This window comes from Sinorhizobium sp. RAC02 (genome assembly GCF_001713395.1).
Taxonomy (GTDB): Bacteria; Pseudomonadota; Alphaproteobacteria; order Rhizobiales; family Rhizobiaceae; genus Shinella.
Genome location: NZ_CP016450.1, coordinates 1,242,951 through 1,263,634, shown reverse-complemented (window position 1 = coordinate 1,263,634; position 20,684 = coordinate 1,242,951). Strand labels below are relative to the sequence as shown.

24 protein-coding genes are annotated in these 20,684 nt (G+C 62.3%); 7 read left to right on the top strand and 17 right to left on the bottom strand.

Annotation, left to right across the window (positions count from 1 at the left end):
- Positions 1-205: 205 nt before the first annotated feature.
- The 8 genes from rseP to BSY16_RS05965 all read right to left on the bottom strand — a co-directional run bounded on the left by rseP (position 206) and on the right by BSY16_RS05965 (position 7,504).
- On the bottom strand, positions 206-1,339 hold the full coding sequence (gene rseP, locus BSY16_RS06000) for an RIP metalloprotease RseP (RefSeq protein ID WP_069058830.1): 1,134 nt from the start codon (positions 1,337-1,339) through the stop codon (positions 206-208).
- 25 nt (positions 1,340-1,364) lie between these two features.
- Positions 1,365-2,198: a phosphatidate cytidylyltransferase gene (locus tag BSY16_RS05995; protein ID WP_069058829.1), complete on the bottom strand. Its 834-nt coding sequence runs from the start codon at positions 2,196-2,198 to the stop codon at positions 1,365-1,367.
- Positions 2,198-2,944 (bottom strand): isoprenyl transferase, encoded by a 747-nt coding sequence (locus BSY16_RS05990; protein ID WP_069058828.1) that lies wholly within the window; start codon positions 2,942-2,944, stop codon positions 2,198-2,200. Before BSY16_RS05990 ends, BSY16_RS05995 begins: the two co-directional genes overlap by 1 nt.
- A 42-nt stretch (positions 2,945-2,986) precedes the next feature.
- A complete protein-coding gene (frr, locus tag BSY16_RS05985; protein ID WP_069058827.1) occupies positions 2,987-3,547 on the bottom strand; it encodes a ribosome recycling factor in 561 nt (186 codons plus the stop codon).
- 58 nt (positions 3,548-3,605) lie between these two features.
- Positions 3,606-4,328, bottom strand: a complete 723-nt coding sequence (gene pyrH, locus BSY16_RS05980) for a UMP kinase (RefSeq protein WP_069058826.1) — start codon at positions 4,326-4,328, stop codon at positions 3,606-3,608.
- Between the two features lie 226 nt (positions 4,329-4,554).
- A complete protein-coding gene (gene tsf, locus BSY16_RS05975; protein ID WP_069058825.1) occupies positions 4,555-5,481 on the bottom strand; it encodes a translation elongation factor Ts in 927 nt (308 codons plus the stop codon).
- A gap of 240 nt (positions 5,482-5,721) precedes the next feature.
- Positions 5,722-6,489, bottom strand: a complete 768-nt coding sequence (gene rpsB / locus BSY16_RS05970) for a 30S ribosomal protein S2 (protein WP_069058823.1) — start codon at positions 6,487-6,489, stop codon at positions 5,722-5,724.
- A gap of 187 nt (positions 6,490-6,676) precedes the next feature.
- Entirely contained in the window at positions 6,677-7,504 is an 828-nt protein-coding gene (locus tag BSY16_RS05965) for a cell envelope integrity EipB family protein (RefSeq protein ID WP_069058821.1), read from the bottom strand.
- A gap of 146 nt (positions 7,505-7,650) precedes the next feature.
- On the opposite strand from BSY16_RS05965, the gene BSY16_RS05960 reads away from it, so the two are divergent.
- From BSY16_RS05960 to BSY16_RS05940, 5 genes are read left to right on the top strand one after another with little or no spacing between them, the layout of a single operon-like run.
- On the top strand, positions 7,651-8,115 hold the full coding sequence (locus BSY16_RS05960; protein ID WP_069058819.1) for a RidA family protein: 465 nt from the start codon (positions 7,651-7,653) through the stop codon (positions 8,113-8,115).
- Entirely contained in the window at positions 8,115-8,840 is a 726-nt protein-coding gene (locus BSY16_RS05955) for a glycerophosphodiester phosphodiesterase (RefSeq protein WP_069058817.1), read from the top strand. The genes BSY16_RS05960 and BSY16_RS05955 overlap by 1 nt, the downstream gene beginning before the upstream one ends.
- Before the next feature lie 2 nt (positions 8,841-8,842).
- Positions 8,843-10,033, top strand: coding sequence for a GNAT family N-acetyltransferase (locus BSY16_RS05950; RefSeq protein ID WP_069058815.1), 1,191 nt, complete (start codon positions 8,843-8,845; stop codon positions 10,031-10,033).
- A 19-nt stretch (positions 10,034-10,052) separates the two neighbouring features.
- On the top strand, positions 10,053-10,475 hold the full coding sequence (locus BSY16_RS05945; RefSeq protein ID WP_069058814.1) for an HIT family protein: 423 nt from the start codon (positions 10,053-10,055) through the stop codon (positions 10,473-10,475).
- On the top strand, positions 10,472-10,924 hold the full coding sequence (locus BSY16_RS05940; protein ID WP_069058811.1) for a DUF3828 domain-containing protein: 453 nt from the start codon (positions 10,472-10,474) through the stop codon (positions 10,922-10,924). The genes BSY16_RS05945 and BSY16_RS05940 overlap by 4 nt, the downstream gene beginning before the upstream one ends.
- Here the strand turns inward: BSY16_RS05940 and BSY16_RS05935 are convergent, their stop codons facing one another.
- The 8 genes from BSY16_RS05935 to BSY16_RS05900 all read right to left on the bottom strand — a co-directional run bounded on the left by BSY16_RS05935 (position 10,925) and on the right by BSY16_RS05900 (position 17,808).
- A complete protein-coding gene (locus BSY16_RS05935; RefSeq protein WP_069058809.1) occupies positions 10,925-11,269 on the bottom strand; it encodes an AzlD domain-containing protein in 345 nt (114 codons plus the stop codon).
- The gene (locus tag BSY16_RS05930; RefSeq protein ID WP_069058807.1) at positions 11,266-12,006 is read right to left on the bottom strand and encodes an AzlC family ABC transporter permease; all 741 of its coding nucleotides are present in this window, start codon (positions 12,004-12,006) and stop codon (positions 11,266-11,268) included. The genes BSY16_RS05935 and BSY16_RS05930 overlap by 4 nt, the downstream gene beginning before the upstream one ends.
- A gap of 83 nt (positions 12,007-12,089) precedes the next feature.
- Positions 12,090-14,600: an ATP-dependent Clp protease ATP-binding subunit ClpA gene (clpA, locus tag BSY16_RS05925; RefSeq protein ID WP_069058805.1), complete on the bottom strand. Its 2,511-nt coding sequence runs from the start codon at positions 14,598-14,600 to the stop codon at positions 12,090-12,092.
- Between the two features lie 9 nt (positions 14,601-14,609).
- Positions 14,610-14,960 (bottom strand): ATP-dependent Clp protease adapter ClpS, encoded by a 351-nt coding sequence (gene clpS, locus BSY16_RS05920; protein ID WP_069058804.1) that lies wholly within the window; start codon positions 14,958-14,960, stop codon positions 14,610-14,612.
- 267 nt (positions 14,961-15,227) lie between these two features.
- A complete protein-coding gene (locus BSY16_RS05915; protein ID WP_069058802.1) occupies positions 15,228-15,581 on the bottom strand; it encodes a phasin family protein in 354 nt (117 codons plus the stop codon).
- A 217-nt stretch (positions 15,582-15,798) separates the two neighbouring features.
- A complete protein-coding gene (locus BSY16_RS05910) occupies positions 15,799-16,002 on the bottom strand; it encodes a DUF3126 family protein (protein WP_069058801.1) in 204 nt (67 codons plus the stop codon).
- Between the two features lie 96 nt (positions 16,003-16,098).
- Positions 16,099-16,932: a serine O-acetyltransferase gene (cysE, locus tag BSY16_RS05905; protein WP_069058800.1), complete on the bottom strand. Its 834-nt coding sequence runs from the start codon at positions 16,930-16,932 to the stop codon at positions 16,099-16,101.
- Between the two features lie 90 nt (positions 16,933-17,022).
- A complete protein-coding gene (locus BSY16_RS05900) occupies positions 17,023-17,808 on the bottom strand; it encodes an alpha/beta fold hydrolase (RefSeq protein ID WP_069061400.1) in 786 nt (261 codons plus the stop codon).
- A gap of 168 nt (positions 17,809-17,976) precedes the next feature.
- Between BSY16_RS05900 and BSY16_RS05895 the strand changes: the two genes are divergently transcribed.
- The gene (locus tag BSY16_RS05895) at positions 17,977-18,225 is read left to right on the top strand and encodes a zinc-finger domain-containing protein (protein WP_069058799.1); all 249 of its coding nucleotides are present in this window, start codon (positions 17,977-17,979) and stop codon (positions 18,223-18,225) included.
- A gap of 22 nt (positions 18,226-18,247) precedes the next feature.
- Positions 18,248-19,408, top strand: a complete 1,161-nt coding sequence (locus BSY16_RS05890; protein ID WP_069058798.1) for an FAD-dependent monooxygenase — start codon at positions 18,248-18,250, stop codon at positions 19,406-19,408.
- 3 nt (positions 19,409-19,411) lie between these two features.
- Here the strand turns inward: BSY16_RS05890 and BSY16_RS05885 are convergent, their stop codons facing one another.
- On the bottom strand, positions 19,412-20,602 hold the full coding sequence (locus BSY16_RS05885; RefSeq protein ID WP_069058797.1) for a cystathionine beta-lyase: 1,191 nt from the start codon (positions 20,600-20,602) through the stop codon (positions 19,412-19,414).
- Between the last annotated feature and the right edge of the window lie 82 nt (positions 20,603-20,684).

Here is a 20,684-nt window from a genome sequence, read left to right as displayed (position 1 = left end):
GGCATACACCCGACTCCGGTCACGTTTGCCGTTTTAACCGCTTTTGCCATACAAGCAAGGTCACGCGTTAATTTCTGTTTACTTCAATTCAAACAGTGGCCCTAAGGTCACTAAATGCGTTTCATTACGGTAAACAGAGCCTTAGCAAGACTGCCCGTCGGACTGCGGCTCCCCTTTAATCTCCGCCGGACGTGCCGGCAAACTTTCAGCCAAGAAGCATGGATATGTCGTTCCAGGTCGCGAAGACCATCAGCATGAGCACCAGCGCCATGCCGATGCGAAATGCGATCTCCTGCGCCCCGGGCCCGACAGGCCTGCCCCGGATAGCCTCCACCGCATAGAACATCAGATGGCCGCCATCAAGTACCGGAACCGGCATAAGGTTCAAAAGTCCAATGGAAACAGAGAGGACGGCGGCCAGTTGCAGCAATGCGGCAACACCAAGCGTCGCCATCTGGCCGGAAGCCTGCGCAACACGGATCGGACCACCGAGCTGATCGGCCTTCATGCGACCCGTCACGAGATTCGACAGATAGTCGAACGTGCCCGTCACAATATGCCAGCTTTGCAGCACGCCCTGCCCCACGGCCTCGACCGGACCGTATTCGACGACGCGGAAATTGCCGGTCTCCTGGCTGGTCACGATGCCGATTTGGCCGAGCTCGATCTTGTTGCCGAACTGGTCTGTGATTTCGGCGCGCTTCGGTATAACCGGGAGATCAAGGTCTGCGCCATCGCGGCGGACAGTGACGGTAATCTTCAGTTCCGGACGGACACTGACGTAGCGGCGCACGTCATCGAACGTTGCCACTGGGTGTCCGTCGAGTGCCACGAGCAGGTCGCCCGGGAGCACGCCAGCCTCTTCGGCGGCGCTGCCGGGACGGACTTCTGCCACGATCGGGTCTGCGATCTGTCGGCCATAGATCGAGAACATCACGGCAAAAATGGCAATGGCGAGCACGAAATTGGCAATCGGCCCGGCCGCCACGGTTATCGCCCTTTTCCACAGGGCGGCTCCGAGGAACGTGCGCTTGCGTACGGATTCAGGCAGCGCCGCAATGGAATCATAATCCGGAATAGAGGCCGGATCGTCGTCGCCGAGGAACTTCACATAGCCGCCGAGCGGGATGGCGGAAAGCTTCCAGCGCGTACCATGCCGGTCGTTAAAGCCGAATATCTCCGGACCGAAGCCCACCGAGAAGGCCGTAATGCCGATTCCCGACCAGCGGCCGGCCAGGTAGTGCCCCATCTCGTGCACGAAGACGATGAGCGTCAACACGACCAGGAAGGGAATGATATAGCCCGTCACAAAGCCAACGGAGCCAGCCAGCATTTCCATGATCCCAATCCTTAAGTCTTCGTGATTACGGGCCGAAAAGAAACACGCCGGCTGGCGCGTTTGCGGCACCTGACACGAGCGCATCGCCTAGCGCAATGAGGAACGCGGCGAAGCAGGCAAAAACAAGGCCGTCGACCCGGTCCATCACGCCGCCATGTCCCGGAATGAGGCGGCTCGAATCCTTCACGCCGAATCGGCGCTTGATGAACGACTCGAAGAGGTCGCCGACCTGGCTGAACACCGAGAGCACGAGCGCGATCATCGGTATCCACAGCCCGTTCAGCGGGAAGAAGATCATATGGACCAACGTGCCGGCGATAACGGCCGAAATGGCCCCGCCGATGGCACCGGACCAGGTCTTGCCCGGCGAGATCGGTGGCGCGAGTTTCGGTCCGCCAATGGCGCGGCCGATGAAATAGGCAAGGATGTCCGTCGCCCAGACGACCGCGAAGATGAAGATCATCGCCGCAAAGCCATTCGCCGTGTCGCCACGAATCGCGGCAAGCGAGATGACCGTCAGGCCGGAGTAAACGATGCCGCCGACAAGCCATCCGCTGCCCTTGAGGGCCAAGGCATAGATGATGCCGATCAGGGTCGCGCCGATCAGCACGGGCAAGGCAAATTCATCGATACCGAAGACGACGAGCAATGCGATGATGCCGACCGAAAACCAGCCGAAGGCATTGGCGCGGAAATCCGTTTCCGGCATGCGGGTGATCGTCGACCACTCATAATAGACGAGAAGCCCGATGGCTGAAGCGAGTAGCCGGAAGGCAAAGCCGCCAAACCAGGTAGCGGCAAGCACGATGATGGCCAGCACGATGCCGGAAAGGATGCGCAAGCGCAGTTCACTCTGCATCAGGAGCCCACCGCAAGGGTCTTCGTCGCCTGCAAGCCGCCGAACCGGCGCTCACGCGCGGAATAGCGCGACAGGGCATCCAGGAAGGTCTCGCGCGAAAAATCCGGCCAGAAATCGGGAATGAACATCAGTTCGGCATAGGCGCCCTGCCAGAGCAGGAAGTTCGACAGCCGCTCCTCCCCGCTCGTGCGGATGATGAGGTCGGGGTCGGGAATGCCGGCAGTATCGAGCGATGCGCCGATGCGTTCCGGCGTGATCTCATTTGGATCGAGGCGCCCGGCGGCGACGTCTGCCGCGAGCGCCTGCATGGCGCGGGCGATCTCGTCACGCGAACCGTAGTTGAAGGCAATCACCAGCGTCGTTCCGGTATTCGCCCGGGTCGTGTCTTCCGCCTCCAGCAGGAGCGGCAGAATGTCGCTGGCGAGATTCGTCCGGTCGCCGATGATGCGGATGCGCACGTTCTGCCGGTGCAGCACCGCGAGGTCGCGCCGGATGAAGGTCTTCAGAAGCCCCATCAGGTCGGAGATCTCGCTCTGCGGCCGGCTCCAGTTTTCCGACGAGAAGGCGAAGAGCGTCAGGTAGGAAACACCACACTCAGTGGCCGTCCGCACGGCTTCGCGCACGGCCTCGACGCCCTTGCGATGACCCATCGCGCGCGGCAGGCCCCGCGCATTCGCCCAGCGCCCGTTGCCATCCATGATGATAGCGACGTGGGCAGGTACGGTGCTGGGCGAAAGCTGGTTCATGAGCAATCCGAAAAAGAGAAATGAATGCAGGTGGCGAACGCCCTAAACCTGCATGATTTCCCTTTCCTTCTCGGCAAGCAAGCGATCGACGTCGGAAATCGTCTCGTCCGTCATCTTCTGCACCTTTTCGGATTGGGCGCGGCTCAGGTCCTGGCCGATACTGCCGTCCTTTTCGGCTTTCTTAAGGTCGTCCATGCCGTCGCGACGCACATGGCGGATCGCGACCTTCGCCTTCTCGGCATAATCATGAGCGACCTTGACGAGCGACTTGCGGCGCTCTTCGTTGAGCTCCGGCAGCGGAATGCGCAGGTTCTGGCCATCGATGATCGGGTTGAGACCGAGATTCGATTCGCGAATGCCGCGCTCGACGGCGCCGACCATGCCCTTGTCCCAGACGGAGACCGACAGCATGCGCGGCTCCGGAACGGAGATATTGGCGACCTGGTTCAGCGGCACGCGCGAACCATAGGCTTCGACCTGCACCGGATCGAGCACGTTGGCCGAGGCGCGGCCGGTGCGCAGCGAGGCGATGTCGTTCTTGTAAGCGGAAATCGCGCCGTCCATGCGACGCTTCAGTTCCTTAAGGTCAATACCTTCACTCATCGGAATACTCCCGTTTTCATAAAGCGGCCGCACGCATCCAGCGTGCGCCGACTGAGAATCAGTTGTCGGTTACGATGGTACCGCGTCCGCCACCGGTCAATATTTCGGCAAAGCCGCTCTTTTCATGGATGGAGAAGACGATGATCGGAATGTGGTTTTCGCGCGCCAGTGCAACGGCGGCGACGTCCATAACGGCGAGGCCCTTTTCCAGCACTTCGCTGTGCGTCAGGCGGTCGAAGCGGGTGGCGTGCGGGTCCTTCTTGGGGTCGGCGGAGTAGATTCCATCGACCTGCGTGCCCTTGAAGATCGCCTCGGCGCCCATTTCGGCCGCACGCAGTGCTGCGGCCGAATCGGTCGTGAAGAAAGGGTTGCCGGTCCCGCCGGCAAAAATCACCACGCGGCCGAGCGACAGGTGGTAGAGCGTCGCGCGCTGCGAAAAGCTTTCACAGATTTCCGGCATGGCGATCGCCGAGAGGACAACGGTGTCGATGTCGAGCTTGCGCAGCGAGGTTGCGAGCGCCAGCGCATTGATGACGGTCGCCAGCATGCCCATGTGGTCGCCGGTGACCCGATCGCCACCCTTGGATGCGACAGCGACGCCGCGGAAGATGTTGCCGCCACCGACGACGACGCCGACCTCGACGCCGAGCGCGCGGGCTTCCGCGATGTCGGAGGCGATGCGATCAGCGACCGCGACATCGATGCCGAAGCCCTGCGATCCCATCAGCGCCTCACCGGAGGCTTTCAGCAGAACACGTTTGTAGATTGGCTTGGCCGTCATGGTCGCTCCTGAACTCGTGGGCCTGCTCTCCCGATCCGGCAGCCGGGCAGAACCGTGGGCGGTCCTGCAAAGGGCAGCCCTCGCCGCATAGAAATTTCGGGGCAGGCATTTCGGCAAGCCGGATACACGAAGGGCGCCGCGTTGTCACGCGGCGCCCTGTTCTTTTCCCAATCAGGACAGTCTTTTCCCAATCGGGCCATTCTTTTCCCAAACGGGAAAGTGGAAATCAGCCCTTGGCGACGGCTGCGACTTCGGCGGCGAAGTCCGTTACTTCCTTTTCGACGCCTTCGCCGAGCAGGAGACGAGCCATGCCGACGACTTCGATCGGCGCGCCGACGGTCTTTTCAGCTTCCTTGACGGCAGCGCCGACGGTCACTTCGGGGTTCATGACGAAGGCCTGCGACAGCAGGGCGACTTCTTCGAAGAACTTGCGCATGCGGCCTTCAACCATCTTCTCGATGATGTTGTCCGGCTTGCCGGAAGCACGCGACTGCTCGATGAAGACGTTGCGTTCGCGCTCGGCGACAGCGGCATCGACTTCTTCAGAACGGATGGCGAGCGGGTTGGTGGCAGCGATGTGCATGGCGACCTGGCGGCCGATGGTGTTGAGAGCTTCCTTGTCGCCGGTCGACTTCAGCGCGACGAGAACGCCGAGCTTGCCGAGGCCGTCAGCAACCGCATTGTGGATGTAGGTCGCGACGACACCGTCTTCGACCGACAGCAGCGTTGCGCGGCGCAGGTTCATGTTCTCGCCGATCGTTGCGATCGCGTCGGTGATGGTCTCATGAACCGACTTGCCGGTTGCCGGGTAGTTGGCAGCCGAGATCGCCTCGACGGAACCGTCGGTGCCAAGTGCCACGCCAGCGACGCCGCGAACGAGGTCCTGGAAGGCATCGTTACGGGCAACGAAGTCGGTTTCGGAGTTGATTTCGATGACGACGGCCTTGGTGCCGGCGCTGGCAATGCCGATGAGGCCTTCAGCCGCGGTGCGGCCGGACTTCTTGTCGGCCTTGGCGATGCCCTTGGCACGCAGCCAGTCGATCGCTGCTTCGATGTCGCCGTTGTTTTCGGTCAGCGCCCTCTTGCAGTCCATCATGCCTGCGCCGGACTTTTCGCGCAGTTCCTTCACCAGTGCAGCGGTGATTTCAGCCATTGTGAGCCTCTTGTCGGTTGTTGCGTGCCGCCGGAAAACCTCGGCGAACTCAAGGTTTTGGGAACGAATGTACCCGGAAATATGACAGGGTGATGAAGATCACCGCGACCTGTCGCCTCAGCTGCGGCCCTTCGGACCGTGGGCAGACAAGGTCTTCAAACAAGCCGAGGCCAGGGATCGTCTCTCTGGCCTCGGTTGAATCTTAAAAGCAGGAGCGAGTGCTTCGCTCCGGCCCTGGCCTTATGCTTCGGCTTCAGCTTCGAGCGCCGGCTCGACCGGAACTTCAGCGGAGGCGCCGAGATCGCGGCCCGATGCGCCCTGCTGGCGTGCGATGCCGTCGATGGCAGCGCGTGCGATCAGGTCGCAGTACAGAGCGATGGCGCGCGAGGCGTCGTCGTTGCCGGGGATCGGGAAATCGATCGGGTCCGGATCGCAGTTGGAGTCGATGATGGCGACGACCGGGATGCCGAGACGCTTGGCTTCCTGGATGGCGATCGATTCCTTGTTGGTATCGATGATGAACATCAGGTCCGGTGTGCCGCCCATGTCGCGGATACCGCCGAGAGCCTTTTCAAGCTTTTCGCGTTCGCGCTCGAGGGTCAGGCGCTCCTTCTTCGAATAGCCGGAGCCTTCCGAAGCGAGGATCTCGTCGAGCTTGCGCAGACGCTGGATCGAGTTGGAGATGGTCTTCCAGTTCGTCAGCATGCCGCCGAGCCAGCGGGCGTTGACGTAGTACTGGGCCGAACGCTTGGCAGCGTCGGCAATGATGTCGGACGCCTGGCGCTTCGTGCCGACGAACAGAACGCGACCGCCACCGGCAACCGTGTCGGACACGACCTGAAGGGCGCGCGACAGCAGCGGAACGGTCTGTGCCAGGTCGATGATGTGAACGTTGTTACGGTCGCCGAAGATGTACGGCTTCATCTTCGGGTTCCAGCGGTGGGTCTGGTGGCCGAAGTGAATACCAGCTTCCAGAAGCTGGCGCATAGAGAAATCGGGCAATGCCATGCCTTGTTATCCTTTTCCGGTTGAACCTCCGCAAGGCGAACAGCATCCCGTCAAGGAATGCCACCGGGCGGAACGGTCCGGATTTCTCCCGGACGATCCCATGCCTTACGTGTGGAATGGCTGCCCCTTACCCCCAGTTTCCCGGAAGATCAAGGGCAGCGAGCAAAAAAGACGGTCGAGAGGGTGCTTACTTGCACTCCTGCTGCTTGAACATCTCGAGCTTGGCAAGCTTGCCGGTCAGCACGAACTCGCCGTAATCCATGGTCAGGTCACGGGTGATGCCGTTCTCGTAAAGCTTGAAGGACATGCGGTAGACCGGCAGCGCATCGCCTTCGCTCGTGTCGTTATAATAGGCGATCGAGACCGGCCAGAAGGCCTGCTTCGAGAAGGTGCCCGCCTTGTCGGCATCCGGATCGCCGGCCTTGGGCGTGTCCTTCTTGCCGACGACCGTCGTGGTCATCAGCGTCTTGTCGCCGGCATCCGAGCCGTCGAAAAGGCGCGATTCGAAGAAGCGTTTGCCCTTCTTGGCGCTATCGATGACATCCAGCATGTGTTCGGTCGGGAAGCGGCTGGCGGCGAGTTCCACCTGCCGTGTGTCCGGCGCGGTCAGGTCGACGCTGACGCCATTCTTGTCCTCGCGGGCGGAGCCGCGCACTTCCTTGTCGAGCTTTTCGTCGGTGAACGACCGGGTGAGGAAGCGGAAGCTGCCGCTCTTCAGGTCCTCGTAGGTCGTCGTCTGCTGGTCGGTGAGCCGCGTTTCCTCGCCCGTATTCACCTGGGTGACGAAACGGAAGCTCACCGTATAGCCGTCGCAGGGGCTGCCGTTGAATTCATAGACCATGCGGCCATACATGCCGGCGATGCCCGAGCGCTCGGTCGCATCCTTGAGCTGGAGGTCGTAAACGGCACGGTGCGGCGCAAGCCCCGTCGCCGGTGTGGCAAAGGCGCTCGTGATGCCGCTGCCGGCGAAGCATGCCCCGGCCATGGCGACCGTGACAAAGGCTGAACGAAACATCCGTTTCCTCCTGTTGAAGTCGGTCGCGATGTTATAAGAACTCTTCCGGCAAAAGCGAGGCAATATGCGCGCAGCGCCCCATTCATTTCGATATCGCGACGGCAGGCCGCAGCGATATCCCAAACAGGCCAACAACGGAGACCGGAATGTCCGCTGAAATCGAGAAACGCGTCAAGGAACTGGGCTACGATATTCCCGTTGCGGCCGCCCCGGCAGCCAACTATGTGCCCTTCGTCATCAGCGGCAACGTGCTCCACATTTCCGGCCAGTTGCCGATGCTCGACGGCAAGCTCGCCGTGACCGGTCATGTCGGCAAGGATGTCGATGTCGCCGGCGCCCAGAAGGCGGCCGAACTCTGCGCGCTGGGTCTCCTTGCCCAGGCCAAGGCCGCGCTCGGCGACCTGTCGCGCATCAAGCGCATCATCAAGATCAATGGTTTCGTCGCCTCGACGCCGGACTTCGTCGAACAGCATCTGGTGCTGAACGGTGCGTCCAACTTCCTCGTCGGCGCGCTGGGCGACGCCGGCAAACACGCCCGCGCTGCCGTCGGCATGGCGGCGCTGCCGCTCAATGCCGCCGTCGAAATCGACGCCATCATGGAAATTGCCTGATGCAGAAATTCAGCTGGCTGACCGAGAGGCCGATTGCCCACCGCGGCTATCACGACCTCAACCGGACCGTCTGGGAAAACACACTGTCGGCCTTCGCGCGCGCCGCCGACGCCGGCTTCGCCATCGAATGCGACCTACAATATGCCGCCGATGCCATTCCCGTCGTCTTCCATGACGACGACCTAAAGCGCCTCTGCGGCATCGAGGGTGACGTTCGTGCCCGCACGGCCGGCGAACTCGGCCTGCTGCCGATCGGCGGCACGGCCGACCGCGTACCGACGCTGAGACAGCTTCTGCACCTCGTGAAGGGCCGGGTGCCGCTCGTTCTGGAACTGAAGGGTCGCAAGGGCGATGACGAGGGTTTCGCCATGGCGGTACTCGATGCCATCGAGGACTATGAGGGCCCGGTCGCACTGATGAGCTTCGACCAGTGGCTGCTGAAAGACCTGAAGGAAATCGGCACGACACGCCCCGTCGGGCTCACGGCGGAAGGCGCACGACCGGAGAATTTTGCGGTGCATGAAGCGGCCATGCAGCTCGGGCTCGATTTCATCTCCTATTATTATGGCCACCTGCCGAACGATTTCATCAGCCGGCAGCGCGATCTCGGCAAGCAGATCATCACCTGGACGGTGCGCGACGACGAAGCGCGCACGATCACGGCACTCAACGCGGACCAGATGACCTTCGAAGGGTTTGATCCGCGCGAGGCCTTGACGGCTTGAGCATGGTCGGGTCGGTGCGCATCCGCGTCGAAACGAGCTTCGCCGACATTCCGGCGAAAGACTGGGGGCGCCTTGCCGGCGCCTCCAGGGACGATGCGACGACGCCCTACAATCCCTTCGTCAGTCACGCTTTCCTGTCCTCGCTCGAAGAATCGGGCTGTGCCATTGCCGAAACCGGCTGGCTCGGCCAGCATCTTGTTCTGGAGGGTGACGACGGCGCTGTTCTTGGCGCCCTGCCCGTCTATCTCAAGAACCACAGCCAGGGCGAATATGTCTTCGACCACGGCTGGGCCGACGCCTTCGAGCGCGCCGGCGGGAGTTATTATCCCAAGCTGCAAGCCGCGATCCCCTTCACGCCGGCGACTGGCCCGCGCCTGCTGCACCGCGTCGACCAACCGGTCGTCGCAACGCAGGCGGCCCTTGCCGAAGGCTTGAAGGAACTGTGCAGGCGCCACGGTGCCTCATCCGCGCATGTGACCTTCGTGCCAGAGGAAGAGATGCCGGTCTTCGAGGCTTCCGGCTACCTGCACCGCACCGACCAGCAATTCCACTTCATCAATGCCGGCTATGGCTCGCACGACGATTTTCTTGAAACGCTTGCCTCGCGCAAGCGCAAGGCCCTGAAGAAGGAGCGTCGCGCGGCACTGGAACACGGTATTTCCATCGATTGGCTGACGGGCAAGGATCTGACTGAACAGATCTGGGACCAGTTCTTCACCTTCTATATGGATACCGGCAGCCGCAAATGGGGACGGCCCTATCTCAACCGAGAATTCTATCGCCTGATCGGCGAGCGCATGGCCGATGACATCCTGCTCATCATGGCCAAGCGCAATGGCCGCTACATTGCCGGCGCGATCAATTTCATCGGCGGCGACACACTCTACGGCCGGCACTGGGGCTGCATCGAGGATCACCCCTTCCTGCATTTCGAGGTCTGCTACCATCAGGCCATCGATTTCGCCATCGCCAAGGGGCTGGTGCGCGTCGAGGCTGGTGCGCAGGGTGAACACAAGCTGGCGCGCGGCTACCTGCCGGCCACCGTCCATTCGGCCCACTACATCACCCATGCGGGCCTCCGGCATGCCGTCGCGGATTATCTTGAGCGCGAACGCCGCGATGTCGAGGCGACGGGCGAATACCTTGCCGAACATGGCCCCTTCCGCCGCGGCGAACCAAACGACACGGACTGAGCATTATCGGGAGACGAGCATGAGCTACGATACGAACAACATCTTCGCAAAGATCCTGCGCGGCGAAATCCCCGCGCACCGCGTCTACGAGGACGACCACGCCATCGCCTTCATGGATGTGATGCCGCAGGCAAACGGCCATACGCTCGTCATCCCCAAGGCGCCGTCGCGCAACATCCTCGATGCCGACCCGGAAACGCTGTCGCACCTGATGCCGGTCGTGCAGAAGGTGGCGGTTGCGGTGAAGGAGGCATTCGAGGCCGATGGCGTCACGGTCATCCAGTTCAACGAACCGGCCGCCGGCCAGACCGTCTATCACCTGCACTTCCACGTCATCCCGCGCATCGAGGGCCTTCCTCTGAAGCCGCATTCGGGCACGATGGAAGATCAGGCTGTGCTGGCGGCAAATGCGGAAAAGCTGAGACAGGCGCTGGCGGAATGAGCACGCCTCTCCTCACCCGCCGCACGGTCCTGCTCGGGCTCGCAAGTGCGGCTCTTCTTGCAGCACTGCCTGCCTTCCCCGCCTTTGCCGCGGAGCGGCCGGAAGCGATCGTCGAAAAAATCTATGCCGGCTACGACAATGACGGCAACGGCCCGAAGGACGTGCCCTATGTTGCCGATGTTGCCGAGCAACTGTCCGGCGAGAACCATCCGGGCTTCGATTTCTTCATCGACGCACAGGACTTCGACAAGGTTTCCGCCGTCGTCACACTTGTTTCGGAAAACGATACAGGTGCCGTGGTGCGTGCCGAGATGACGAATTTCGGCGCTACGAAAACGGTCGAGATTCACTTCGTGAAAAACGGCGGAAACTGGAAGATCGGCAACGTGCGCTATCCCGTCCAAAACGGCTTCGACCTGCGCCAGAGCCTCGGCCTCGCGCCGCTCTGATCAGGCGCCGGTGATGGCAAGACCCGCGGCCAGGAAGGCAATGGCCGCGGCAATTCCCAGGATCTGCCGGAAGCGCCCGCCGAAAAAGAAGCAGACCGCGCCGAAAACCACCGCGCCGAGCCGCAACCAGAGCGGCGAGGTTTCGAGCGTTCCCGTCGGGAAGAAGATCAGCTTGGCGATGACGGCGGCTACGAGCGCGGTCGCCACTGCCCTCACCCAGTTCAGCACTTCCGATTTTTCATCGAGGCGGTTGCCGGCAAGAACGCCCGCCCAGCGCCACAGATCCGTCGCAAGCCAGCCGGCGATGGCGATGTAGATATAGGGCCAGAGGCCGTCGAAGCTCATCGGCTGGCCTCCCTCTGGCGCAACAGCCGTTCCCCCCACCAGGCGACCGTTCCGCCGATGACGCCGGCAAGCAGGATGTCGTATTCCGGCGCGATCACCGCAAAGACGTAACCGAGCGCAAGGCCGATGCCGAGCGCCCAGTAGATCACGCGATGGCGGGCGGAAATCCAGATCGAGGTGAGGAAATAGACCGGCGTCAGGAAGAACAGGCAGCCCGAAACGATGGGCGGGAATTCCGATACCGCGCCGTAGACCAGACCGACGAGAATAATGTTGGCGAGCGTCAGCGTGATGCCGAAGCCGGCGAAGAAGGCGACGCGGCCTTCCCGTGGCACGGTGCGCACATGCTCCATGGCGAAGACCCAGGCGGTGATCGCCACGAAATGCGAGATGATCAGCAAGAGCCAGGTGGGCGTGCGGCGGTCGCGAATCTCCGGGATCAGCGCCGCCACCATCGGCATCATGCGCACGGAGGACAGCGTCACGGCAATGAAGGCGGCCGCAATGTGGGCGCCAGACAGCATGGAGCCGACGAGGATCACCTTTGCCGGCAGCGCCCAGACCATGCCGGTCATGAACATCACCTGCTCGACCGGAATTTTCGCCTCCGCCGTGAAGGCCGCGAAGCCGACGAAGGACAGCATCAGGATGATCGCAGGCAGGCTGAAAATGCCGCGCATGCCAAGGAGGATCCAGTGCATCTGGGATTGAGGTTCTGGCGCGGTCTCGGCAGTCATCCACTCTCTCGGGCGGGTCTCGGGTCTTCAAAAAAAGAAAGCCGGGCAGTTACCTGCCCGGCCGGTATGACTTTGTAAAGTCGTTACTTCTTGCGCGGCACCTTCGGAACGGCGCTGGACTTGCGCGGCGGCTCGTCCTTCGGCTGTTCGGCCTTGGCTTCCGTCACCTTCTTCGATGACTTCGCCTTGGCCGGTGCCGCTTCAGCGGCGACGGTTTCCTTGGCCTTGCGGGGTTTCGCCTTCTTCGCGGCGGTTTCCTCGACTTCGGCCTTCGGCTTGATCGGCGCGGTTTCCGGCACGGCGTCGAGGATCAGGCCGGTCGAGCCATCTTCCTTCGTGCCGACGGAGACGCGGACGACGCCGCCCTTCTTGAGCTTGCCGAAGAGGATTTCGTCGGCGAGCTTCTTCTTGATGTTTTCCTGGATGACACGCGACAGCGGGCGGGCACCCATCTTTTCATCGTAGCCCTTCTCGGCCAGCCAGGCGATTGCTTCCTGTTGGAGGTCGAAGGTGACGTTGCGCTCGGCAAGCTGGGTTTCCAGCTGCATGACGAACTTCTGCACGACCTGATGGATGACCGGCGTCGGCAGCGAGCCGAACGGGATGATCGCATCGAGACGGTTGCGGAATTCCGGCGTGAACAGGCGGTTGATCGCCTCCAGGTCCTCGCCTTCGCGCTTCGACGAACCGAAGCCGATGGCGGCCTTGGCCATGTCGGATGCGCCCGCATTGGTCGTCATGATCAGGATGACGTTGCGGAAGTCGATCTTCTTGCCGTTATGGTCGGTCAGCGAGCCGTGATCCATGACCTGCAACAGGATGTTGTAGAGGTCCGGATGCGCCTTCTCGATTTCGTCGAGCAGCAGCACGCAATGCGGATGCTGGTCAACGCCGTCGGTCAAAAGACCGCCCTGGTCGAAGCCGACATAGCCGGGAGGTGCACCTAGCAGACGCGAAACCGTGTGCCGTTCCATGTATTCCGACATGTCGAAGCGCAGCAGTTCCACGCCGAGCGAGCTGGCAAGCTGCTTGGCGACTTCCGTCTTGCCGACGCCGGTGGGGCCGGAGAACAGGTAGCAGCCGATCGGCTTGTTCGGCTCGCGCAGGCCCGCACGGGACAGCTTGATGGCCGACGACAATGCCTCGATGGCCAGATCCTGGCCGTAGACGACCGAGCCCAGTTCCTTCTCAAGGTTGGCGAGCACCTGCTCGTCGTCCTTCGAGACGGTCTTTGCCGGAATGCGGGCCATCGTGGCGATCGTCGCTTCGATCTCCTTCTCGGTGATCAGCTTGCGGCGCTTGCCGGCGGGCAGCAGCATCTGGGCCGCACCGGTCTCGTCGATCACGTCGATCGCCTTGTCCGGCAGCTTGCGGTCGTTGATGTAGCGCGCCGACAGTTCGACGGCCGACTTGATCGCCTCGTTGGAATACCGAAGCTTGTGGTATTCCTCGAAGTAGGGCTTCAGGCCCTTCATGATCTCGATCGTGTCGTCGATGGTCGGCTCGTTGACGTCGATCTTCTGGAAGCGGCGGACGAGTGCCCGGTCCTTTTCGAAGAACTGACGATATTCCTTGTAGGTCGTCGAGCCGATGCAACGGATCGCGCCGGAGGACAGAGCGGGCTTCAGCAGGTTGGACGCGTCCATCGCGCCGCCGGAGGTGGCGCCGGCGCCGATGACGGTGTGGATCTCGTCGATGAAGAGAACCGCACCCGGATAGTCTTCCAGCTCCTTGACGACCTGCTTCAGGCGTTCCTCGAAGTCACCGCGATAGCGCGTGCCGGCGAGCAGCGTGCCCATGTCGAGCGAGAAGATCGTCGCGTCGGCCAGCGCTTCCGGTACCTTGCCTTCGACGATGCGCTTGGCGAGGCCTTCGGCGATGGCGGTCTTGCCCACGCCCGGGTCACCCACGTAGAGCGGGTTGTTCTTCGAGCGGCGGCAGAGGACCTGGATCGTGCGGTTCACCTCGCTGTGGCGGCCGATCAGCGGATCGATCTTCCCGTTCTTGGCCTTCTCGTTGAGGTTCACGCAATAAGCCGTCAGCGCGTCCTGTTTCTTGGCGGCCTCTTCCGGCTCGCCGCCGTTTCGCTGCTGCTTCGTCGGCTCGCTTTCGGACTCGTCGGCGCCGCGCACGGAGCGTTGCTCCGTGGAACCGGGACGCTTGCCGATGCCGTGCGAGATGAAGTTGACGGCGTCGTAACGCGTCATTTCCTGCTCCTGCAGGAAATAGGCGGCGTGGCTTTCGCGCTCGGCGAAGATCGCGACAAGCACGTTGGCCCCGGTCACTTCCTCGCGACCGGACGACTGGACATGGATTACCGCGCGCTGGATAACGCGCTGGAAGCCGGAGGTGGGCTTCGAATCCTCTTCGTAGCCCGTCACCAAGTTGGCGAGGTCATGGTCGACATAGTCGGTGACGGTCTTGCGCAGCACGTCGAGATTCACATTGCAGGCGCCCATCACGGCAGCCGCGTCGGCGTCGTCGATGAGGGCGAGCAGGAGGTGCTCGAGCGTCGCATATTCGTGATGACGCTCGTTCGCGTAGGTCAGTGCCTGGTGGAGCGCCTTTTCAAGGCTTGCAGAAAATGTTGGCACGTTCGTTCCTCATTTCTTTTCCATGACACATTGCAGCGGATGCTGGTGCTGGCGGGAGAAATCCATCACCTGTGTCACTTTGGTTTCGGCAACCTCGTAGGTGAACACGCCACATTCGCCTACACCATGATTGTGCACATGGAGCATGACCCGCGTGGCTGCTTCTCGGTCCTTCTGGAAGAAACGTTCCAGAATGTGGATTACAAACTCCATCGGAGTATAATCATCATTGAGAAGCAGGACGCGATACAGGCTCGGCTTCTTGGTCTTCGGCTTCGTGCGGGTAATGACGGAGGTGCTGCGACCGGGAGTGTCGCTGCCGCCTTCCCCATCCTGCATTCGAGCCCGTCTCACATCCATTTGTGTTCATTCCCTTGATTTCGGCCGCTTCCTTGGAGCGCACCGTTCAGCCGTGGCTGCCTTCTGGACCTGTTATCTAATGTCTCGACACACGATTGTAAGACCCCTGCTTCGCACTGCAATCATAATCGCGGGCCGTCTGAAGGAAATAGCGAAATTTGCTCCCGCTCCACCAGCCTCGCGCAATCCCCGCAACACGAAAAGGCCGGCTGCGGTTGCCCGCAGCCGGCCGATAAACGCTATACGCGTACGCAGTACTGAAAAGTCTTAAGCCGCGACAGCAGCCTTGGCAGCAGCAGTCGCCTTGGCGACCGGTGCTTCGTAGGACTTGTACGTGCCCTTGGCGAGGTCGGCGTACATTTCGCTGAGCTTGGTCGCTTCGGCGACGAAGCCTTCATAGGCGGACTTCACGAAAGCCGTCTGCAGTTCGACAGCGGCTTCGACGCTTTTGACGCCAGAGAGCTTCTCGATGTGGGCAATGTTGTTTTCGAAGGACTTCTTCGAATAGTCAGCCGTTTCGGTGGCGATCGCCTGAAAGCCCTGCGCAACGGTGGCGTAGCTCTTGACGAACGTGTCCACGGCTTCCTTGCTCTTCTTGTTGGCGTCATCGAAATTGAACATCGAAGTCTCCTTTGATCCCGGTGATGTGTCCAAAATCTATATGCAATGCACAAAAAAGTCAATGAAGATGCTGCAACGCAATATTCCGCAAGCAAAGCAAGACCTTGCGCAATAGGTATGATTATTGGCGCTGAAAACGGCAGGCTTGTCGCACAAATATAATAAAAGGCCCGGCGCCATGGGCTGCCGGGCCTCTATCTTTGGAAATACCGACAGATCAGAGATCGATGTCGAGGATCGCCATGGAGAAGTTGTAGGACAGTTCGCCATCCTCGTCATCGCGGAAGACGACGCCCAGGAATTCATCAGCGAGATAGACCTCGGCCGATTCATCCTTACGCGGACGGGCCTTGATGACGATCTCCTTGTTGATATTGCGCTTGAAGTAGGCCTCGAGCTTCCTGATTTCTTCCGGCGTCACGACATGTCTCCGTCAACGTTTGATTTGCCGCGCTTCTCGCACCTGCCCCCGGTCGTGTAAACCCTCGATGTCCGGCAGGCTGCGACTTTTCCCGGATTAGAGATCGTAGTCGAAGGCCGCCAGAAGCTGGTCCATGGCACGCGACGGCTCGTTGCAGCCCGCCTCGCCGATGACCCTGGCCGGCACGCCGGCGACCGTCGATTTGGGCGGCACGGGCTTCAGCACGACCGAGCCGGCGGCTATGCGCGAGCAATGGCCGATATGGATGTTGCCGAGGATTTTTGCACCCGCGCCGATCATCACGCCGTCGCCGATCTTCGGGTGGCGGTCACCGCCTTCCTTGCCGGTGCCGCCGAGCGTGACGTTGTGCAGGATCGAGACGTTGTCGCCGATCACCGCCGTCTCGCCGACGACGAAGCCGGTGGCGTGATCGAGGAAGATGCCCTTGCCGATGCGCGCCGCCGGGTTGATGTCGGTCTGGAAGACGCTGGACGAGCGGCTTTGCAGGTAGAGCGCGAGGTCGCGCCGGCCGTTGTTGTACAGCCAGTGCGCGACACGATGGGTCTGGATGGCGTGGAAACCCTTGAAATAGAGCACGGCATCCAGGAACCGCAGGCATGCGGGGTCACGGTCGTAGACGGCCTGGATATCGACGCGCAGGATGCTGCCCCATTCCGGCCAGTCTTCCAGCATCTCGGAAAAGATCTGGTGCAGCAGGTTCGCCTGCAGGTCCGGATGGTCGAGGCGCTCGCAGACGCGGTGGATCACGCTTTCTTCCAGCGAGCGGTGGTTCAGCACCGTCGAATAGAGGAAGGCCGCCAGCAGCGGCTCGGCCTGGGCAGCAACGCGCGCTTCTTCGCGCAGGCTGTCCCAGATCGGATCCATGGCCTTGAGATTCTCACCGGCCCTGAGTTCGTTCGTCGCGACCATCGCCGCACTCCTTATGGTCATTCCCGTCCATATATAATGCAAAGCACGGCCGAGCGAAATGGCCCGGCGGCCGTTGTCGTAAACGGCGTGTCAGCGACCGTCGATTAACGCATAGAAATCCAGCACGGCACGCTTGAACACCTTGTCGCCGACGGCGAGCATGTGGTCACGGCCGGGGATGTCGAGGGCACGGGCATTCGGCATGAGATCGGCGAGTGGCTGTGGCGCCCCGGCAATGTCGTCCTTCGTACCAACCCCGATCAGCGCCGGTACGTCGATGCGCCCCATATCCGCTTCGGTCAGCAGATCACGCGATGTCATGATGCAGGCGGCAAGCGCCTGCCGGTCGGATTTCGTCTGGTCGGCAAAGGCGCGGAACATGCGGCCGCGCTCGTGGCTCACCACATCGAGCGACGGCGCCAGCAGCGCATCGGCGATCGGGTCCCAGTCGCCGACGCCGGTCACCATGCCGATGCCGAGCCCGCCGAACACGACGGACCGCACGCGGTGCGGATGGGCAAGCGCCAGGAAGGCGGTGATGCGCGCGCCCATCGAGTAGCCGAAGACATGCGCCTCGGGGATTGCGAGGTGATCGAGCAGTGCCGCGGCATCGCCGGCCATCAGCGGCGGGGTATAGACCGCCGGGTCATGCGGCTTGGCGCTCTTGCCATGGCCGCGATTGTCGAAGGCGATGACGCGGTAGCCGGCATCGCCCAGCGTCTTCAGCCAGCCGGGAAACACCCAGTTGACGTTGGCGCTGGAGGCAAAGCCGTGGATCAGCAGCACCGGCTCGCCCGAGGGGTCGCCTTCATCGAAGAAGGCAAGTTCGAGACCGTCATGGGTGAAGCTGGAAAAGGCTGGAGCATCGAGGTTCATCGCGGACCTGCTTTCGTTTTCTTGTCCCTGGTCATAAAGCGGTTCGGCCCTGGAGAAAACGGCAGCCGCGCCGAAATCTCGCCAGGCGCGACGGTTTTGCATCTACACATTTCGCCGGAAGCCGACTATGGTCCGCGCCAGAAAAGACGGTATTTGACGGAGCATGACATGGCTGGCCACAGCATCCCCCATTTCCAGAACGACGGCGGCCATCGCGCAATCGAGATCGGCGTGAAGGAATTCATGTGTGTCGGCGCGTCCGTGCCCTATGACCACCCGCACGTCTTCCTCGACATGGGCGATGATAACGAGAAGGTCTGCCCGTACTGCTCGACGCTCTATCGCTACAATCCGACCTTCAAGGCCACCCAGACCGATCCGGTCGGCTGCACCTTCACCAACCAGGTCGCGGCGTAACGGCCGAAGGGCCGGTACGACCATGTCTTCCATCACATCGGCAACCATCGTCGGCGCCGGCATTGCCGGGCTGACGACGGCGCTGGCGCTTGCGCAAAAAGGCATCACCGCGCACATCCTCGAGCAGGCTCCTGCCCTGGAGGAAGTCGGCGCCGGCCTGCAACTCTCGCCAAACGCTTCCCGCATCCTCGACGACCTCGGCCTCATCGACGCGCTCAGCGCCCGCTGGAGCGAGCCCGATCATATCCTGCTGTCCTCGGGAAGTTCGCTTGCGCCGCTTGCGTCTGTGCCTGCCGGCCAGGCCGCACGCCGGCGCTGGGGCGCCCCCTATGGCGTGCTGCACCGCGCCGCGCTGCAGGCCGTTCTTCTCGATGCCGTTCGCCGGGAGCCACTCTGCACGGTCACGACGGGCCAGCGAATCGAGACTGCGGAGGAGGCGCGCGCCATCGCGCCGGCGGATATCCTCGTCGCCGCCGACGGTGTCTGGTCGCGCCTGCGGCAATCGGTACCCGGCGCCCTGCCCGCCCGCTATTCCGGCACCATCGCCTGGCGCTTTCTCGTGCCCTATGGCGTGGCCCCGCCGTTTCTCAACCCGCGCACCGTGACGGCTTTTCTCGGCCCCCAGGCACATCTCGTCGCCTACCCGCTTGCGGAAAGTCAGGCCTTCAACATTGTCGCCATCCACCAGCTGGCGGAAGCGCCGCCGGAGGGCTGGTCACGAAAGGGCGACGCTATGGCGCGCAAGCGCCTGCTCGACGCCTTTTCCGGCTGGCACGCCGACATCCGCCGCCTGTTGAACGACGCGCAGGATCCGCTGATGTGGCCACTCTTCGAGTGCCCCGACGGTGCCTGGACGGACGGACGCAAGACGGTGCTGATCGGCGACGCCGCGCACGCCATGACGCCATTCGCGGCGCAAGGGGCCGCGATGGCGATCGAGGATGCCGAACTGCTCGCGAATGTGCTGGCAGCTGGAACCGACACCACGCAGGCGCTGCGGCGTTTCGAAAGCACCCGCCGCGAGCGCGTCGCCCGCGTGCGCAGCCGCGGTGCCTTCAACCGCTTCGCCTACCACGCCCGCGGCCCGATCGCACTTGGCCGCAATCTCGTGCTGGCGCTGCGCGGACCGGAGAGCCTCGCCGCCGATCTCGACTGGCTCTACGATTACCGCACACCAGGTTGACGGTCAGACGGCCCGCGCGGCTGCAAGCCCGCGTTCGATATCGGCCCTGATGTCCTTCACGTCTTCGAGGCCGATCTGGAGGCGGAGAACCGGCCCCTCTTCCGGCCCCTTGGCGATGCGGCGATCGTTGAGGTTCACATGCACGGCAAGGCACTCGAAGCCGCCCCAGGAGTAGCCGAGGCCGAAAATGCCAAGCGCATCGAGGAACGCATGGGCCTTCGCCCTGTAGCGCTCCGGCGAACCGCCATTCAGCACGATCGAGAAGATACCGCTTGAGCCCTTGAAGTCGCGCTTCCAGAGGTCATGGCCCGGGAAACTCGGCAGGGCGGGATGCAGCACGCGCGAAACGTCGTCCACGCCTTCCAGCCAGCGGGCGAGCTCAAGGGCACTTTCCTGGTGCCGCTCCAGCCGCACGCCCATGGTGCGCAGGCCGCGCAGAACCTGATAGGCATCGTCCGGCGACGCGCAGGTGCCCAGCGCGATCTGCGTGTCGTGCAGCTGTTCCCAATGGGCGGCATTGGCCGAGACGGTGCCGAACAGCACGTCTGAATGGCCGGCCGGGTACTTCGTCGCGGCATGGATGGAAACGTCGACGCCGAAATCCAGCGGGCGGAAATAGAGCGGCGTCGCCCAGGTATTGTCCATGGTGACGATCGCGCCATGCTGGTGGGCAATGGCGGCGATAGCCGGGATATCCTGCATCTCGAAGGTATTGGAACCGGGGGCCTCGGTGTGGACCAGCCTGGTGTTCGGCTTGATCAGGGCCGCGATACCCGCACCAATCATCGGATCGTAATATTCCACCGTCACGCCAAGACGTTTCAGCATCGTATCGCAGAAGTGGCGGGTCGGGTGATAAACCGAATCGACGATGAGCGCGTGGTCGCCGGCCGAAAGATAGGCCAGGAACGGCACGGTGACGGCAGCCAGCCCCGAGGGCACGAGAATGGTGCCGGCAGACCCTTCCAGTTCATCGATGGCGTCGCACAGCGCATCCGTGGTGGGCGTGCCCCGTGTGCCGTATGTATATTTCTGCGCCCGGCTTTCCATCGTCGCGGCATTCGGGAAGAGCACGGTCGAGGCGTGTACAACCGGCGGATTGACGAAACCGTGATAGTCCGCCGGGTCGTTTCCGGCATGGGCAAGGCGGGTGTTCACGCCGGCGCCGGCGAGGATTTCGTCTCTGTTTTTCATGGGGCGGTCCGAGGATGCGAGAGGGAATTAAGCCGCCGACTTTTCGCCAGCGAGACCGTGAGGTCAACCCCGCATGAATGGG